The 16,953-nt window shown below is 60.8% G+C and carries 15 protein-coding genes, 2 tRNA genes and 1 pseudogene; 16 read left to right on the top strand and 2 right to left on the bottom strand.

What is annotated here, in order from left to right; all coding sequences use genetic code 11:
• Positions 1-67 precede the first annotated feature (67 nt).
• Positions 68-1,729, bottom strand: coding sequence for an OFA family MFS transporter (locus J4E63_RS21945; RefSeq protein WP_207283353.1), 1,662 nt, complete (start codon positions 1,727-1,729; stop codon positions 68-70).
• A 417-nt stretch (positions 1,730-2,146) separates the two neighbouring features.
• Here J4E63_RS21945 and J4E63_RS21940 point away from each other — a divergent pair, with 417 nt between their 5' ends.
• The 9 genes and pseudogenes from J4E63_RS21940 (at position 2,147) to J4E63_RS21900 (ending at position 10,421) form a co-directional block, all read left to right on the top strand.
• Entirely contained in the window at positions 2,147-4,372 is a 2,226-nt protein-coding gene (locus J4E63_RS21940; protein ID WP_207283352.1) for an AsmA family protein, read from the top strand.
• Positions 4,369-5,436, top strand: coding sequence for an A/G-specific adenine glycosylase (gene mutY, locus J4E63_RS21935; RefSeq protein ID WP_060739616.1), 1,068 nt, complete (start codon positions 4,369-4,371; stop codon positions 5,434-5,436). Before J4E63_RS21940 ends, mutY begins: the two co-directional genes overlap by 4 nt.
• A complete protein-coding gene (locus J4E63_RS21930) occupies positions 5,433-5,705 on the top strand; it encodes an oxidative damage protection protein (protein WP_060739617.1) in 273 nt (90 codons plus the stop codon). The genes mutY and J4E63_RS21930 overlap by 4 nt, the downstream gene beginning before the upstream one ends.
• 102 nt (positions 5,706-5,807) lie before the next feature.
• Positions 5,808-5,883, top strand: a tRNA-Phe gene (locus tag J4E63_RS21925).
• A gap of 177 nt (positions 5,884-6,060) precedes the next feature.
• Positions 6,061-6,468 (top strand): hypothetical protein, encoded by a 408-nt coding sequence (locus tag J4E63_RS21920; protein ID WP_060739619.1) that lies wholly within the window; start codon positions 6,061-6,063, stop codon positions 6,466-6,468.
• Positions 6,469-6,725: 257 nt separating this feature from the next.
• A pseudogene (locus tag J4E63_RS21915) lies at positions 6,726-6,998 on the top strand (PDDEXK nuclease domain-containing protein); the annotation flags it as partial.
• A 99-nt stretch (positions 6,999-7,097) separates the two neighbouring features.
• Entirely contained in the window at positions 7,098-7,703 is a 606-nt protein-coding gene (locus tag J4E63_RS21910) for a biliverdin-producing heme oxygenase (RefSeq protein WP_207283351.1), read from the top strand.
• Entirely contained in the window at positions 7,700-9,934 is a 2,235-nt protein-coding gene (locus J4E63_RS21905) for an ATP-binding protein (protein WP_207283350.1), read from the top strand. The genes J4E63_RS21910 and J4E63_RS21905 overlap by 4 nt, the downstream gene beginning before the upstream one ends.
• Before the next feature lie 40 nt (positions 9,935-9,974).
• Positions 9,975-10,421, top strand: a complete 447-nt coding sequence (locus J4E63_RS21900; protein WP_060739623.1) for a hypothetical protein — start codon at positions 9,975-9,977, stop codon at positions 10,419-10,421.
• 9 nt (positions 10,422-10,430) lie between these two features.
• Here the strand turns inward: J4E63_RS21900 and J4E63_RS21895 are convergent, their stop codons facing one another.
• Positions 10,431-10,880, bottom strand: a complete 450-nt coding sequence (locus J4E63_RS21895; protein WP_207283349.1) for a carboxypeptidase regulatory-like domain-containing protein — start codon at positions 10,878-10,880, stop codon at positions 10,431-10,433.
• A gap of 396 nt (positions 10,881-11,276) precedes the next feature.
• Here J4E63_RS21895 and J4E63_RS21890 point away from each other — a divergent pair, with 396 nt between their 5' ends.
• The 7 genes from J4E63_RS21890 to J4E63_RS21860 all read left to right on the top strand — a co-directional run bounded on the left by J4E63_RS21890 (position 11,277) and on the right by J4E63_RS21860 (position 16,799).
• The gene (locus J4E63_RS21890) at positions 11,277-12,050 is read left to right on the top strand and encodes an ABC transporter ATP-binding protein (protein WP_014336086.1); all 774 of its coding nucleotides are present in this window, start codon (positions 11,277-11,279) and stop codon (positions 12,048-12,050) included.
• 13 nt (positions 12,051-12,063) lie between these two features.
• Complete coding sequence (locus tag J4E63_RS21885) at positions 12,064-12,819, top strand: ABC transporter substrate-binding protein (RefSeq protein WP_060739627.1); 756 nt, start codon at positions 12,064-12,066, stop codon at positions 12,817-12,819.
• Between the two features lie 78 nt (positions 12,820-12,897).
• The gene (locus tag J4E63_RS21880) at positions 12,898-13,593 is read left to right on the top strand and encodes an ABC transporter permease (RefSeq protein WP_103310089.1); all 696 of its coding nucleotides are present in this window, start codon (positions 12,898-12,900) and stop codon (positions 13,591-13,593) included.
• Positions 13,590-14,279, top strand: a complete 690-nt coding sequence (locus tag J4E63_RS21875; RefSeq protein ID WP_060739629.1) for an ABC transporter permease — start codon at positions 13,590-13,592, stop codon at positions 14,277-14,279. Before J4E63_RS21880 ends, J4E63_RS21875 begins: the two co-directional genes overlap by 4 nt.
• Positions 14,260-15,492 (top strand): methyltransferase, encoded by a 1,233-nt coding sequence (locus tag J4E63_RS21870; RefSeq protein ID WP_207283348.1) that lies wholly within the window; start codon positions 14,260-14,262, stop codon positions 15,490-15,492. Before J4E63_RS21875 ends, J4E63_RS21870 begins: the two co-directional genes overlap by 20 nt.
• A 331-nt stretch (positions 15,493-15,823) precedes the next feature.
• Entirely contained in the window at positions 15,824-16,648 is an 825-nt protein-coding gene (locus J4E63_RS21865; RefSeq protein ID WP_207283347.1) for an FkbM family methyltransferase, read from the top strand.
• A 75-nt stretch (positions 16,649-16,723) separates the two neighbouring features.
• Positions 16,724-16,799: transfer RNA gene (locus tag J4E63_RS21860), tRNA-Thr, on the top strand.
• Positions 16,800-16,953: the final 154 nt, after the last annotated feature.

Here is a 16,953-nt window from a genome sequence, read left to right as displayed (position 1 = left end):
ATACCCTCATCGCGAGCAAGCTCGCTCCCACAAGGATTGCCCTGTCCTGTTGGTCAGGGCAACGGTCTTAGCGGAACAACACCGCCGTCTTCTGCAGGGTCACCCACACACCCCACGCCAACGGAATGCCCACCACCAGCCAGGCGGCGATCGCCATGAGCTTGGTGCCCGGCGCGGCTTTCCACTCCAGCGACGTGGTGCTGTCGGCACCCTTGTCGTGGCCCAGCGCCTGTTCGGCGGCCAGTTCGGCGTCGGTCATGAAGTACTTGTCGGCGACCGGACGGACCATCAGGTTGCAGAGGAAGCCCAACACCAGCAGGCCGGCGAGGATGTACAAGGTGATGTCATAGGCCGCGGCGCGTTCAACGCCGATGCTCAGTTGATATTCACGCAGGTAGTTCACCAGCACCGGACCCAGCACGCCCGCGGCAGCCCAGGCGGTCAGCAGGCGACCGTGGATTGCACCGACCATTTGCGTACCGAACAGGTCCGCCAGGTAGGCCGGCACAGTGGCGAAACCGCCGCCGTACATCGACAGGATGATGCAGAACGCCGCCACGAACAGCGCGACGCTGCCCAGGTGACCCAGGTTCGGGATCAGCGCGTACAGGGCAAAGCCCAGGGCGAAGAACACGAAATAGGTGTTTTTACGACCCAGGTAATCCGAGAAGGAGGCCCAGAAGAACCGGCCGCCGATGTTGAACAAGCTCAACAGACCGGTGAAACCGGCCGCGATGGCCGCGATCTGGCCCAATTGCACGGCGTCCAGCTGACCGAAAGGCAGGTCATTGCCGAGCAACTTGCCGCCGAACACTTCCTGCAACAGTGGCGAAGCCATGCCCAGGATGCCGATACCGGCGGATACGTTCAGGCACAGCACCAGCCATACCAGACGGAATTGCGGGGTTTTCCAGGCAACATTCACGTGAACGTGGCGATGGGTGATCATCGCGTTCGCGGCTTTCTTCGGTGCCGGGGTCCAGCCCTCAGGCTTCCAGCCGGTCGGCGGGACGCGGTACGACAAGGCGCCACCGATCATGAACACGAAGTAGATCGCGGCCATGACCAGGAAGCTCTGCCATACGCCCACGCCCGTCGGCGAAGCGAAATGGTTCATCAGCGCCGCGGCCAGTGGAGCACCGACCATCGCACCACCGCCGAAGCCCATGATCGCCATGCCGGTCGCCATGCCGCGCTTGTCCGGGAACCACTTGATCAGGGTCGACACCGGGGAGATGTAGCCCAGGCCCAGGCCGATACCACCGATCACCCCGGAACCGACCCACATCAGCCAGATCTGATGGGTATAGATACCCAACGCGGAAATCAGCAGGCCACCGCACCAGCACAAGGCCGATACAACGCCGGCCTTGCGTGGCCCGGCGTGTTCCAGCCAGCCGCCCCAGATGGCTGCCGAGCAACCCAGGAAGATGAAGAACAGGGTGTAGATCCAGCCGAGCATCGAGATCGGCCAGTCACATTGGGACGAAAAGACTTGCGAGATGAAACTCATATCCGCTGCACAAGCCACAGGCTTGGTGATACCCAAGGCCTTGGACAGTGGCAGCCAGAACACCGAGAAGCCGTAGGCCATGCCGATGCACAGGTGAATGGCCAGTGCGGCCGGTGGAACCAGCCACCGGTTGAAACCGGGCTTGGCGATAATGCGTTCCTTGGAGAGGAACGCAGGCTGGTCGGCGACGCCGCCCGCCGTGATGCTCGTGCTCATTGTGTATCCCCCAGTTATTGGAATGGTTCGTCAGCCACGCGTCACCCTCAGCCTTCATTGCACGCAGGCATGGCTGTATTTTCCGGTGAAGCTCCATAGTGTGCGACATCAAGTCGCAGAAGGGCGGACGAACGGATAAAGATTACCATTTGATCGCGACAGAAGAATCAAAGTGATATCACCTTTTTCGTGTCATCTGTCTTATCGCACTATTGTTCGCTTTCTGTAGGGGGCGAACGGTTTATTTTTCAGCAATGCCTGCACACTGGCCCCGGCGTGCGCCTGCAAGCCAGAGCACCGGGACAGCAATGGCCTGGCTGGCGGCGAAGGATCGAAAAGCGATCGCCCAACGCACCGGCAATCCACAGCGTTATACTCCCAGGCTAAATTTTGAACTCAACCTACAAGGATTCGCCCATGAAAGCGTTCGGCAAAATCCTGGGTCTGGTACTTCTCGGGCTGTTGCTGATCATCGTGGCCCTGGGATTTGCCCTGACCCACCTGTTCGATCCCAACGACTATAAAGAAGAGATCCGCCAGATAGCCCGCGACAAGGCCCACATCGAGCTGACCCTCAATGGCGATATCGGCTGGAGCCTGTTTCCATGGCTGGGTCTGGAATTGCACGATGCCAGCGTCGCGACCCTGGCCAATCCGACCCAACCTTTCGCCGACCTGCAGATGCTCGGTCTTTCGGTCCGGGTGATCCCGCTGCTGCGCCGGGAAGTGCAGATGAGCGATGTGCGCGTCGAAGGCCTGAACCTGCGGCTCAACCGTGACAAGAACGGCCATGGTAACTGGGAAGACATCGGCAAGGTGCCGGCCTCGGCGACGACGGCGAACGCGCCAGCAACGACGGAACAGCCTGCTCCCACCACCAGTGCCCCGGCGGAAAAACCGGCCCAGCCGACCCGCCTGGACATCGACAGCCTGACGGTGAACAACGCCCGGGTCGAATACACCGACGAGCAGACCGGCAAGCTGTTCACCGCCGAAAGCATCCAACTGAGCACCGGCCCGGTCCATGACTCCACCAACATCCCGGTCACCCTTACCGCGTTCCTGTCCAGCAACCAGCCGGCCGTGCGCGTGCGCACCGAGATCACCGGCGAACTGCGCTACGAACGCGCCTTGCAGCGCTACAAGTTCGAAGACCTGAAATTGTCCGGCGAAGCCACCGGCGACCCCTTGCAAGGCAAGTCACTGAACTTCGCGGCCCAAGGCCAGCTGTTCCTGGACAAGGCAGCCAACGTCGCCGAATGGACCGGCATCAAGCTGTCCCTCAATCAACTGCGTGCCCTGGGTGAACTGAAGGTCAACGACCTAGACAAAACTCCGCAATTGAATGGCGGGGTGTCGATCGCCCAGTTCGATCTGGCGAAATTCGTCGACAGCGTCGGCCAGACACTTCCGGCCATGGCCGAAGGCAGCCTGAGCAAGGTCGAGCTGGCCAGCCGCATTGCCGGCACGCCGACCAGCGTCGAATTCAACAACATCAACCTGAAGCTCGACGACAGCAACTTCAGCGGTCGTATTGCCGTGCAAGACTTTGCCAAGCAGGCCCTGCGCGTGCAGCTCAAGGCCGACACGTTCAATGTCGACCGCTACCTGCCGCCAAAATCCGCCGACGCCGACAGCTCCAAGGCGGCCCGTGAGGCCGAAGTCAGCAACACCGAAGCCAGCGCCATGGCCGGTGTCGGCAACTCACCGCTGCCAAGCGCGCCGACCCAGGGCGCCTGGAGTAACGATCGGCTGTTTCCTGTGGAGCGCCTGAGCAAGCTGGACCTCGATGCCGACCTGACCTTCGGGCAACTGACCCTGGATAAACTGCCGATCCAGAACGCCGCACTCAAGGCCACCGGCCTGGGCGGCCTGCTGACCCTGGAGAACCTGCGGGGCGATCTGTACAGCGGCAACTTCGAAACCAAGGGCACCCTGGATGTGCGCCAACCTACCCCACTGTTGAGCCTGCAAACCCGTATCAACCGGGTCCCTGCCGAGAAGATCATCGAAAGCCAGGGCAAGAATCCGCCGGTCAAAGGCCTGGTCACCGTCAACAGTGCGATCACCGCCACCGGTAATAGCCAGAAGGCCCTGATCGACAGCCTCAACGGCAACGCCGGGTTCGTCATCAACGATGGCGTGCTCCTCAATGCCAACCTCGAACAGCAATTGTGCAAAGGCATCGCCACCCTCAATCGCAAGTCCCTCAGCGGCGAACCCCGGGGCAAGGACACGCCGTTCCAGCAACTCAACGGCAATCTCACTTTCAACAACGGCGTTGCCCACAACCCGGACCTGAAAGTCCGCATCCCCGGCATGACCGTCAACGGCAACGGCGATATCGACCTGCGGGTGCTGGGCATGGATTACCGCGTCGGCGTCATCGTCGAAGGCGACAAGAGCGACATGCCCGACCCGGCCTGCCAGGTCAACGAACGCTACGTCGACGTCGAATGGCCGTTGCGCTGCCGCGGCCCACTGGAGCTGGGGGCGAAGGCCTGCCGCCTGGACAACGACGGGTTGGGCAAGGTCGCGGCGAAACTGGCCGGCGACCGCCTCGGCGACAAGATCGAGGAGAAGCTCGGCGACAAGGTCAGTCCCGAGCTGAAAGACGCGCTCAAGGGGCTGTTCAAGCGATGAGAGCCGAGCAGTTTTCCTCCGCGGTACTGGACTGGTTCGACCGCCACGGGCGCCACGACTTGCCATGGCAGCAAGACATCACCCCTTATCGGGTGTGGGTCTCGGAAATCATGTTGCAGCAGACCCAGGTCAGTACCGTGCTCAACTACTTCGACCGGTTCATGGCCTCGCTGCCCACCGTTCAAGCCCTGGCCGCCGCGCCGGAGGACGAAGTGCTGCACCTGTGGACCGGGCTGGGTTACTACACCCGTGCGCGCAACTTGCAGAAAACCGCGAAAATCGTCGTCGAGCAGTACGGCGGCGAATTCCCCCGGGACGTGGAAAAGCTCACCGAGTTGCCGGGGATCGGCCTGTCCACCGCCGGTGCCATCGCCAGCATCAGCATGGGCCTGCGGGCGCCGATCCTCGATGGCAACGTCAAGCGGGTACTGGCGCGCTTCACCGCCCAGGAAGGCTACCCGGGCGAACCCAAGGTGGCGAAACAGCTGTGGGCCACCGCCGAGCGCTTCACGCCACAAGACCGGGTCAACGCCTACACCCAGGCGATGATGGACCTGGGCGCGACACTCTGTACCCGCAGCAAGCCCAGTTGCCTGCTCTGCCCACTGAAACAGGGCTGCGAGGCCCACATGCTGGGCCTGGAAACCCGCTACCCGATTCCCAAGCCTCGTAAAGAGGTGCCCAAAAAGCGCACCTTGATGCCGATGCTGGCCAACCACGAGGGCGCGATCCTGCTTTACCGTCGCCCTTCCACCGGACTATGGGGCGGGCTGTGGAGCCTGCCGGAACTCGACGACCTCGACGACCTGCAACACCTGGCCCTGCAACACTCGCTGGAACTGGGCAGCCAACACGAAATGCCAGGCCTGGTGCACACCTTCAGCCACTTCCAGTTGGCGATCGAACCCTGGCTGGTCCGGGTCCGGGAAACCGGCCATCACGTGGCCGAGGCCGACTGGCTCTGGTATAACCTCGCCACCCCGCCGCGCCTGGGCCTTGCCGCCCCGGTCAAAACCTTGCTCGAACGCGCGGCCGCCGTAATGAACGCAGGAGAGTTGCAATGACCCGCACCATCATGTGCCGCAAGTACAAAGAACAACTGGAAGGCCTGGAACGTGCGCCGTTCCCGGGTGCCAAGGGCCAGGACATCTACGACAATGTTTCGGCCAAGGCCTGGGCCGACTGGCAGAAACACCAGACCCTGCTGATCAATGAAAAACGCCTGAACATGATGAACGCCGAAGATCGCAAGTACCTTCAGGGCGAGATGGACAAGTACTTTTCCGGCGAAGATTACGCCAAGGCCGAAGGCTACGTACCGCCATCCGAATAAGCTGTTCAGCACGGGGGCGGATCGTAAGCGACGGTAATAGTTAAATATTTTTTGAAAACTTGCTTGACGCCCCCCTGAAAAACCCGTTTAATGCGCCCCGTTGCCCAGATAGCTCAGTCGGTAGAGCAGGGGATTGAAAATCCCCGTGTCGGCGGTTCGATTCCGTCTCTGGGCACCAAATACCGAAAACCCCGATCAAGCAATTGATCGGGGTTTTTTATTGCCCGGGATTTCCTTGCGCCGCCTCATCGACCCTCCACCTCATCGGGGGCTACGCTCTTCGTCGTGGATTGAGATTCGAAGCGTCGGCGTTGAGGCTGTAGGATAGATGGCCTTATCCATCAGGAATCCGACCATGTCATCGGCGAACAAACAGCACAAGCGCAGCCAGCGCGCCAAGGCGAAAGCCAAGCAGAACCGCACTCGGCGTGCTGCTGCGCCGAACGATTTCCTGGACCCGAACGACGAGCGCATCGATCTGGAAACCGTGGACCTGACGGAACTGTTCCAGATAATGAGTGCCGCCGAAAAGGTCAGCCAGAAGGCGCTGTGCGAAGCGTTCCTGGCCCATCCCCTGCTGGCGCTGGTGCTGGAACAGGAAGGTGAGGAAGAAGCGACCGATTTCATCATTACCGCATTGATCGAATACCGCCGTCTGACCACGGGCGTGGATGAGCAGACCGCGCTGGACTGGGTGGAAAGCAAGCAATTCCAGGCCGATTATGTGGCTGCCTCCCAGGCGCTGACGCAAGGCCAGGACTGACTATCAGACCGGGGCCACGATGGATGACGCCCTGCGGGGATAGCTCCTACAAACCAAGGTCAACCAACATGGGGCGGCGTCATACCCGTCCTGCGTCAATCCACTATTTTTCCTCCCAAGCAATCAGCCCCGTCCGGCATCATCGAAACATCGCTTGATGCATCCTTGCAGTCCGCCCCTCTCAATGGTTGGACACTGCGATGACGCCACTGCCGCCCCAAGATGACCCTCAGCTCGCCCCCTTGATCAACGAACTCGGCGAGCTGAGCCATCAGGACATCGGGCAGATGGACATGTATGTGCGCCTCTACGACGACCTCAAGCGCGGCCCCGATGACAGACCCACCGTCGGCATCATTCTGTGCGCCCAGAAAGACGAATCGGTGGTGCGTTACTCCGTATTGCAGGGCAATGAGCAATTGTTCGCCAGTCAATACAAGCTGGTGCTCCCCTCGGAAGAAGAGCTGTGCAATGAGCTGAATCGCGAACGGGCGCGACTCGGCGAGCAGCAAGCAGGCGCAGCGACTTGAGGAAATGAGGGCCGACACCCGATGACTGCATACCCAAAAACCCATGTAAGATTTATGCGTTTCTTTCAGCAACGCTCCAGTCAAAGAACTCTATCCTGCATGTCATCGGCCGCTACCTACCCTTCTCTGATCCAGGCATTGCGGAGCGAAACCGCTGAACTGCACATCGCCTTGGAAAAACGCCTGCCGTTTTTCTCCGAACAGCTGGACTTCGATCTGTATCGGCGCCTGATGGCGGCCTACTACGGCTTCTATCAACCGTTGGAACAACGCCTTCATGTACTTGCACTGACGCCGACCGGGCTGGACCAATCCCTACGGATCAAACTTCCGGTGCTGCGGGCGGATCTCACGGCACTGGGTCTGGAAGCAGCTACTATCGAAGCGCTGCCCACCTGCCAGGCGTTGCCGCTGATCGACTCCCGTGCCGCCGCACTCGGCGTGTCCTATGTGCTGGAAGGTGCAACGCTCGGGGGGCAGATCCTGCGGCGTAGGGTGGCCGAGAAGCTGGGGCTTGACGCCTCTAGCGGAGCAGCCTTCCTCAACGTGTATGGCGAACTCACCGGCCGGCGCTGGAAGGATTTCCTCCAATACCTGGACGACAGGAACCTTGGCCAGGCCCAGGTGTTCGAAGTCACACGCGCCGCCAAGGCGACGTTCTCTCATTTTGAACACTGGCTGGACAGCCAAAAGGTATTGTCATGACCCCGGAAAACCAGGAAGCCTTCGAAGAACTGCTGGCCAATTGCGCAGACGAACCGATTCGCTTTCCCGGGACCATCCAGCCTCATGGCGTGTTATTGATGCTGTCCGAGCCCGATTTCGTGATCCGTCAGGTCAGCGCCAACGTGTTGCAATTGATGGCGCAGGATCCCCACAGGCTGCTGGGCCAGACACTCGACGCCCTGCTGGGGCTGGAACAGGCCGAGGCGATCCTCATCGCCTGTCGCGCCGCCCCGGAAAGCGACAACGTGCCCGTGGCCATTGTCGTGAACCAACAACGCTTCGACGCCCTGGTGCATCGCCATCAGGGCGCCCTGATCGTCGAATTGGAACAGCACCTGAGCGACTATCGCCCCGAAGGGGTCAGCGGCGAGGCCAACATGGGCCGCATGTTGCAACGCCTGCAAAGTGCGAAAACCCTCCAGGCCCTGTACGAAATCAGCGTGCAGGAAATCCAGGCCATGACCGGTTACGACCGGGTGCTGATCTATCGCTTCGAGGAAGAAGGCCACGGCCAAGTGATTGCCGAGGCCAGCGCGCCATCGATGGAGCTCTACAAGGGCCTGTTTTTCCCGGCGTCGGATATTCCCGAACAGGCTCGAGAGCTGTATCGCATCAACTGGCTGCGGATCATCCCCAACGCCGACTACACGCCAGTGCCGCTGGTTCCGCAATTGCGGCCCGATACCCAGGCGCCCCTGGACCTGAGTTTTGCCACGCTGCGCAGCGTCTCGCCGATCCACCGCCAGTACATGAAAAACATGGGCGTACTGTCGTCCATGAGCATCTCGTTGATGGAGGGCGAACGCTTGTGGGGGCTGATCAGTTGCGGCAATCGCCAGCCGCTGCTGGTGCCCCATGAAATGCGCATGGCCTGCCAGACTATTGGCCAGGTGCTGTCATTGCAGATCAGCGCCATGCAAACCCTGGAACTGACTCGGCAACGGGACGCCAAGCTGGAAGACCTCAAGGTCCTCGCCGCGGTCATGGCCGAGTCCAGCGACAACGTCTTCGATAGCTTGTCCCACGAGCCGCAACGCCTCATGGAGCTGACCGGCGCCAGTGGCGTCGCGATTTTCGAGGACAACAAACTGCACCGTCATGGCCAGTGCCCGGAACCGGAGCAGATCCGCGAGTTGCACAAATGGATCCTGGAAACCGGCAAGCCGGTGTTCTCTCACCACAACCTGAGCAGCGTCTTCGCACCTGCCCAGGCTTATCAGGACGTGGCGAGCGGCGTGCTGGCGATCCACTTGCCCAAGCCTGTGGAAAACGGCGTGCTGTGGTTCCGCCCCGAGGTCAAGCAAACCCTCCAATGGAGCGGCGACCCACAAAAACCCCTGGACCTGGAAAACAGCGAGACCGGTCTGCGCCTGCGGCCCCGGACGTCTTTCGAGATCTGGAAAGTCGAAATGGCCGGCATCAGTACCAAATGGAGCCATGGAGATCTGTTCGCCGCCAACGACTTGCGGCGCTCGGCCTTGGAAAACGACCTGGCCCGCCAGGTGCACAAGGAGCGCCTGGCCGTGCAGGCCCGCGATGAACTGGTGGCCGTGGTGTCTCATGACCTGCGCAGCCCGATGACGGTCATTTCCATGCTCTGCGGCATGATGCAAAAGGCCTTCAGCTCCGACGGTTCCCACAGCTCCAAGCGTATCGCCTCAGCCATCGACACCATGCAACAGGCTACCAGCCGCATGAATGCCCTGCTGGAGGACCTGCTCGACACCTCGCGCATCGACGCCGGGCGCTACACCATCAATCCCCAGCCAATGGACGTCAGCCAGATCTTCGAAGACGCCTGCTCGCTGCTGACGCCGTTGGCCACTGCCAAGGCCATCGACATTTCCTTCAATGCCGAACCGAACCTGAGGATCAATGCCGACCCCGAGCGGCTGTTCCAGGTGCTGTCCAACCTGATCGGCAACGCCATCAAGTTCACGCCGCAGCAAGGCTCCGTGGGCATCAGTGCGATGTCGGTCGGGAACGAGATCGTGTTCAGCGTCCGCGACACCGGTGAAGGGATTACGCCAGAGCAGTTGCCTCATGTTTTCGAGCGCTACTGGACGAGCAAGGAGGGCAACCCGAACGGCACCGGGCTGGGGTTGTACATTTCCAAGGGGATTGTCCAGGCCCATGGCGGTAAACTGCATGCCGAAAGCCAGCCAGGCCAGGGCAGCGAATTCCGCTTTACCGTGCCGAGAATCGACTGAGCCGGGCACCGCCCCCTAACGAATTGGAAACCGAAGCCCAATGGCCTCACTGAACAAACAGCAAAAACGCGCCAAGCGCGCCAAAGACAAAGCCAAGCAAATCCGCATGACCGGGCGCAAATCGATCCCGATGTATGGCGATCCGGCCCACGCCACCGCCCAGCCACCGGTCTACGTGCTGGAACTGTTCGCCAAGCTGCGCGAAGCCGAGGCCGTCAGCCGCAGTGAAATGCTCGATACGCTGCTTACGTCCCTGAGCGTGATGATCATCGAACGCCCAGGCCTGCTCGACCTGAAGAACGCTGAAAACGAAGGCATGGCGGCGACCAACCTGGCCGCCGACATGCTGGTGGACTACCGCATGTGGGTCGATGACATGGACCGCGAGACCGCCCAGCGCTGGCTCAGCACACCGGAGTTCATCAAGGACTTCAGCGAAGCGCTGGACCGTTATCGCCAGACCCAGGAAGAACCCACCAGCGAATAAGCCGCTCGGCTATTCATCACCGTTCCAATGAAACACCAGGTTGCGCGCGGCACCGCTGCCTACCTCAGCAGTGTCGCGTCGCGTCTCCCCGTTGCGCGTCGCCACCACGTTGTACTTGCCCGGCGGCAGTTGCACATAAACCAGCGGCCCCGCATCGCTGAGCGTCAACAATGTTTGTCCCGATGCGTTCTGCACGGTCACGTCCACATCCGGGACGTATTTGTTTTCCGGGCCGACCGCGAACGTCATGTGCAGGTTGTAGCCATGGGCCTGCCCGATGGCCCGAGCTTCGTCCTCGCCGATACCACCGGACAGATAGGTGATGCCATTCTGTTGCTGTGGCTGGACCTGCACGCCGGCACTGTCTACCGGGGCCAGGTTCGTGGCGTTGAGCATGATGGGGAACAACAGCGCGCCGAACAGAAGGAAGGGCAGCAAAAAGTAATGGTTATGCTTCATGGCGAGGACTCCAGGTACTGGAAACAGCTCATGAGTTCTCTTTTGATCTTGATTACGCGGCAAGGTTTAGATCTATTGGCTATGAGCGGAAACCAAGTAACCACTCAAAGCACAGCGACACGCTCATCCGGTTAACCCTTCCAACCCCCGCCCAAAGCTGGCACCATCGCGCCTTTTTTTACGCGACTCCCCGGGCTTTTCACCGGTAGACAGGGTTCAAACGGCCGTTCGGTTGTTGATGGCGCGACAGACTGCTGTGCCGATGCGACAACCTGCCACACATCCCCGGTTTACCAGCCGAAGCGCTGTTGGCTGTCATTCGGACGCATGCTAGCTTGGCCGCCTCGCCAAGGAAGGCAGCCAACAGCAAGGGAGCACATACCATGAGGACCGCACATGGCCCAGGCCACGCCCGCGCTTGAAATCCGCAACCTGCACAAACGCTACGGACAGCTGGAGGTGCTCAAGGGCGTCTCGCTGACCGCCCGCGACGGCGATGTGATCTCGATCCTCGGATCCTCCGGGTCCGGCAAGTCCACGTTTCTGCGCTGCATCAACCTGCTGGAGAACCCCAACCAGGGCCAGATCCTGGTGGCCGGCGAAGAGCTCAAGCTCAAGGCCGCGAAAAACGGTGAACTGGTGGCCGCCGACGGCAAACAGATCAACCGCCTGCGCAGCGAGATCGGTTTTGTGTTTCAGAACTTTAACCTTTGGCCGCACATGAGCGTGCTCGATAACATCATCGAAGCCCCACGCCGGGTGCTCGGCCAAAGCAAAGCAGAAGCCGTCGAAGTGGCCGAGGCCTTGTTGGCGAAGGTCGGCATCGCCGACAAGCGCCACGCCTACCCGGCCGAACTGTCGGGCGGCCAGCAGCAACGCGCCGCCATCGCCCGCACCCTGGCGATGCAGCCCAAGGTGATTCTGTTCGACGAACCCACCTCCGCTCTTGACCCGGAAATGGTCCAGGAAGTACTTAGTGTGATCCGCGCCCTGGCCGAAGAAGGACGCACCATGCTGCTGGTCACCCATGAAATGGGCTTCGCCCGTCAGGTTTCCAGCGAAGTCGTGTTCCTTCATCAAGGCCTGGTCGAGGAGCAAGGATCGCCACAGCAGGTCTTCGAAAACCCGCTTTCGGCGCGCTGCAAACAATTCATGTCCAGCAACCGCTAACGGAGCAGTACAGATGCAGACCTACAAGAAATTCCTCCTGGCAGCAGCCGTCAGCCTGGTCTTCTCGGCCAACGCCATGGCGGCCGATAAACTGAAGATGGGCATCGAAGCGGCCTATCCGCCGTTCAACAACAAGGACGCCAGCGGCCAGGTCGTGGGGTTCGATAAAGACATCGGCGACGCCTTGTGCGCCAAGATGAAAGTCGAGTGCGAAGTCGTCACCTCCGATTGGGACGGCATCATCCCGGCCCTGAACGCCAAGAAATTCGACTTCCTGATTTCCTCGCTGTCGATCACCGAGGAACGCAAGCAGGCGGTGGACTTCACCGACCCGTACTACTCCAACAAACTGCAGTTCATCGCGCCGAAAAGCGCCGAGTTCAAGACCGATAAGGACTCGCTCAAAGGCAAGGTCATCGGCGCACAACGGGCGACCCTGGCCGGCACCTGGCTGGAAGACGAACTGGGTAGCGACATCACCACCAAGCTCTACGACACGCAGGAAAACGCTTATCTGGACCTGACCTCTGGCCGCGTCGATGCGATCCTGGCGGACAAATACGTCAACTATGACTGGCTGAAAACCGAGGCCGGCCGCGCCTACGAATTCAAGGGCGACCCGGTGGTGGAAAGCGACAAGATCGGCATCGCCGTGCGCAAGGGCGACAACGAATTGCGCAACAAACTGAACGCCGCGCTCAAGGAAATTGTCGCCGACGGCACCTACAAGAAAATCAACGACAAGTACTTTCCGTTCAACATCTATTGATGCTGACGTACCCGGCCGACGCTGCCACACCGCAGCGCCGGCCCTTAGCAAAGCCTGCCGCGATATGAACACACGCCCATGATGATCGATCTCCACGGATTCGGCCCGGCGCTCGCCGCTGGCGCACTGATGACCGTCAAACTGGCACTCTCGGCCCTGTGCCTGGGGCTGGTGCTCGGCCTGCTCGGCGCCTTGGCCAAGACCTCGCCGTACAAGCCATTGCAATGGCTTGGCGGCACTTACTCGACACTGGTTCGTGGCATTCCGGAATTGCTCTGGGTGCTGTTGATCTACTTCGGTACCGTCAACCTGATGCGTGCGCTGGGCGAGTACCTGGGCATGCCTGACCTTGCCCTCAACGCCTTCGCCGCCGGTGTCATTGCCCTGGGCCTGTGCTTTGGCGCCTACGCCACGGAAGTGTTTCGCGGCGCGATCCTGGCAATTCCCAAGGGCCACCGTGAGGCCGGCGTCGCCCTGGGCCTGTCGAAGTGGCGGATCTTCACCCGACTGATCATGCCGCAGATGTGGCGCATCGCCCTGCCGGGCCTGGGTAACCTGTTCATGATCCTGATGAAGGACACCGCGCTGGTCTCGGTGATCGGCCTGGAAGAAATCATGCGCCACGCACAGATTGGCGTGACCGTGTCCAAGCAACCGTTCACCTTCTATATGGTCGCAGCGTTCATGTACCTGGGGCTGACGGTGCTCGCCATGCTCGGCATGCACCTGCTGGAACGACGCGCCGCCCGTGGATTTGCCAGGAGCACCCAATGAACTGGGACGTCATCATCAAGTGGCTGCCGAAGCTGGCCCAAGGCGCGACACTGACCCTGGAGCTGGTGGCCATCGCCGTGATCGCCGGGCTGCTGCTGGCGATTCCGCTGGGCATCGCCCGCTCTTCACGCCTGTGGCAGGTGCGGGCATTGCCCTACGCCTACATCTTCTTTTTCCGTGGCACGCCGCTGTTGGTCCAGCTGTTTTTGGTCTACTACGGCCTGGCGCAGTTCGACGCCGTGCGCAGCAGCGCGCTGTGGCCGTACCTGCGGGACCCGTTCTGGTGCGCCACGGTCACCATGACCTTGCACACCGCCGCCTACATCGCCGAGATCCTGCGCGGCGCGATCCAGGCCATCCCAAAGGGCGAGATCGAAGCCGCACGGGCCCTGGGCATGTCGCGGCCCAAGGCATTGTTCTACATCATGCTGCCCCGTGCTGCCCGCATCGGCCTGCCGGCCTACAGCAACGAAGTGATCCTGATGCTCAAGGCCAGTGCCCTGGCGAGCACCGTGACCCTGCTGGAACTCACCGGCATGGCCCGCACCATCATTGCCCGGACCTACCTGCCAGTGGAAATCTTCTTCGCCGCCGGCATGTTCTACCTGCTGATGTCCTTCCTGTTGGTGCAAGGCTTCAAGCAGTTGGAGCGCTGGTTGCGCGTCGATGCCTGCCAAGGGCGCTGACAGCGGCGTGCTGACGGGCGAGGCATTGCTTGCCCGCTTCACGGCGCTGGACGTTTTTCTCACAGCGTACCAGGCGCTGTGGAAACCACGTCCGTTCACCCACCTGCAGCTGCCTTGGGAAACGTCCCACCCGGAATTGGCCAGATGGCTACGCCAGCGTTCGCTGGAAGCGGCGGAAAATGATCATCATCAGCCGTGGTTGATGGAAGACGCACCCGCACCGTTCCCGGAATTGGCCGCTATCTCCCACACATTGAGCGCTGTCGCAGAATTGCCTGCCAGCACACTCGAAGCACCAAGCCATCGCCTGAACGTCGACGTACCCGGGCGCAAATGGCAGCAGATCGAAGCCTTCGCCTGCCGCCTGCACTTCACCACCCAGCCGACCCACTGGCTGGATTGGTGCGCCGGCAAAGGTCACCTCGGTCGACGCCTGCTGCACGACCAACAGCAACTGACTTGCCTGGAGTACGACCCCGCACTGGTCGCCAGTGGCCAACAGCTGAGCCAGCACCATCACCTGCCCGCCACGCACCTGCAACAAGACGTGCTAGCGGCGGACGCCGCCCAGGCGCTCCACCCCGAACACACACCCGTAGCCCTGCACGCCTGTGGCGACCTACATGTACGCTTGATGCAACTGGCCAGCGCCGCTGGCTGTGCACAACTGGCTATCGCACCGTGCTGTTACAACCGCATCAACACCGAGCGCTATCAAGCGCTGTCCGACGCCGCCAAGGGCTCTGCCCTACAGCTATCGCTCGACGATCTCAGCCTACCGCTGACCGAAACCGTCACCGCTGGCGCACGCGTCAGAAGACAACGGGACCACTCCATGGCCTGGCGCCTGGGCTTCGACTTGCTGCAACGGCAAATCAGAGGGTGCAACGACTACTTGCCCACACCGTCACTCCCCAGCGCTTGGCTGGAAAAATCCTTCGCCCAGTACTGCACCGATCTGGCAGCCCTGAAAGACTTATCCACAGTCGGCACGCCTGATTGGCTCGCCTTGGAAGCAGCGGGCCATCAGCGCTTGGCCGAAGTGCGCAACCTGGAATTGTTGCGAGGCCTTTTCCGACGACCGCTGGAGCTTTGGCTGGTGCTGGACCGGGCGCTTTTCCTCATGCAAAAAGGCTACGACGTTCGCCTCGGCACCTTCTGCGAACCCCCACTGACGCCGCGCAATCTGCTGTTGCTGGCAGAGCGTTACTGAGGCGAAACAGCCTGTGGATAACTCTGTTGATGAAATAAACCCGGATCCAAGAAATCCGAGATTTCCTGACCGTATCAGCATTGGTCATTTTTTGTTCATATGGATAAAAAACCATGAAAACAGGCATTTGCGACGAAACGCGAAAGCGGTCACAAAATCGCAAGATGCCCTGCGTCTCATCCAGCCCGTTGTGCATAAGCGTCTAAGCAAAACGACATAACCGCCGAATTCCGTGCTGCCCCGCGCCAATAATTGCGTCCGCCGCGCCCGTGCTATACAACAGCCCCACGTATCGTGATTGACACAATGCCGACACACTCAAGGACTGGCCGTGACGTTCATTTCCTACGCACAAAACTTCGAAGACATACGCCTGTGGCGCGCCCTTCAATCGGTGGAAAACGGCTTCTACCTCGACGTCGGCGCCAACCATCCGACAGATGACTCAGTCACCCGAGCGTTTTACGACCGCGGCTGGCGTGGCATCAACATCGAACCCGTGCCGGCCTACTACGACGCCCTCTGTCAGCAACGCCCCCACGACACCAACCTGCAATGCGTGGCCGGCGAAAACGCCGAAAGCCTGACCTTCTACACCATCGCCGACACGGGCCTGTCCACGGTAGAAGCCAGCGTCGCCCAACAGCATCGCGACGCCGGCATGGACGTGCGCCACCAGACCGTCCAATCCCGCACCCTGGCCTCCATCTGCGAACAATACGCCCAGGACCGCCCCATCCACTTCCTGAAAATCGACGTCGAAGGCCACGAAGAAACCGTACTGCGCGGCATGGACTTCAGCCGCTGGCGCCCCTGGATCATCCTCATCGAAACCCCGTGGGCCCGCGACCAGACCTGGGAGCACCTGATCACCGACGCCGGCTACCAATCCATCCTGTTCGACGGCATCAACACCTACTACCTCGCCGAAGAACACCTGGCCCTCAAACCCGCCTTCGACATCCCACCGTGCAACCTCGACGGCTTCCAACTCTGCAAAGGCCACAAATTCAGCCACCCCATCGACGACACCGACCAACAACTCAACGCCGCCCTACGCCGCGCCGAACAGGCCGAAGCCCAACTCCACGCCATCCAAAACAGCCGCACCTGGCGCGCCCTGAACAAACTGCGCAACCTGCTTCACCGCGCCTAAGCCGGACCTGCGCAAAAATAGTCAGAATTCAGGGGTTTACAGAACGCACCCAATCGCTATAATCGTCGCCCACACGCCGGTATAGCTCAGTTGGTAGAGCAACTGACTTGTAATCAGTAGGTCCCGGGTTCGACTCCTGGTGCCGGCACCATACAAAACGAAGCCCTCGCAGAAATGCGAGGGCTTTGTTGTTTCTGGAAGGTTTAAACCTCCTAGAAGCTGGATAAAGACCAGCACCGCCTTATCAGCACCCACAGACCAAGCTTTGCTCACACGTCTATTCGTTACAATTCCACGTCAGTGCA

The sequence above is a fragment of the Pseudomonas sp. FW300-N2F2 genome (assembly GCF_017351655.1).
Classification (GTDB): domain Bacteria; phylum Pseudomonadota; class Gammaproteobacteria; order Pseudomonadales; family Pseudomonadaceae; genus Aquipseudomonas; species Aquipseudomonas fluorescens_AA.
Note: the sequence above shows the minus strand (reverse complement) of the source record. Positions and strands in the feature narration are given on the sequence as shown.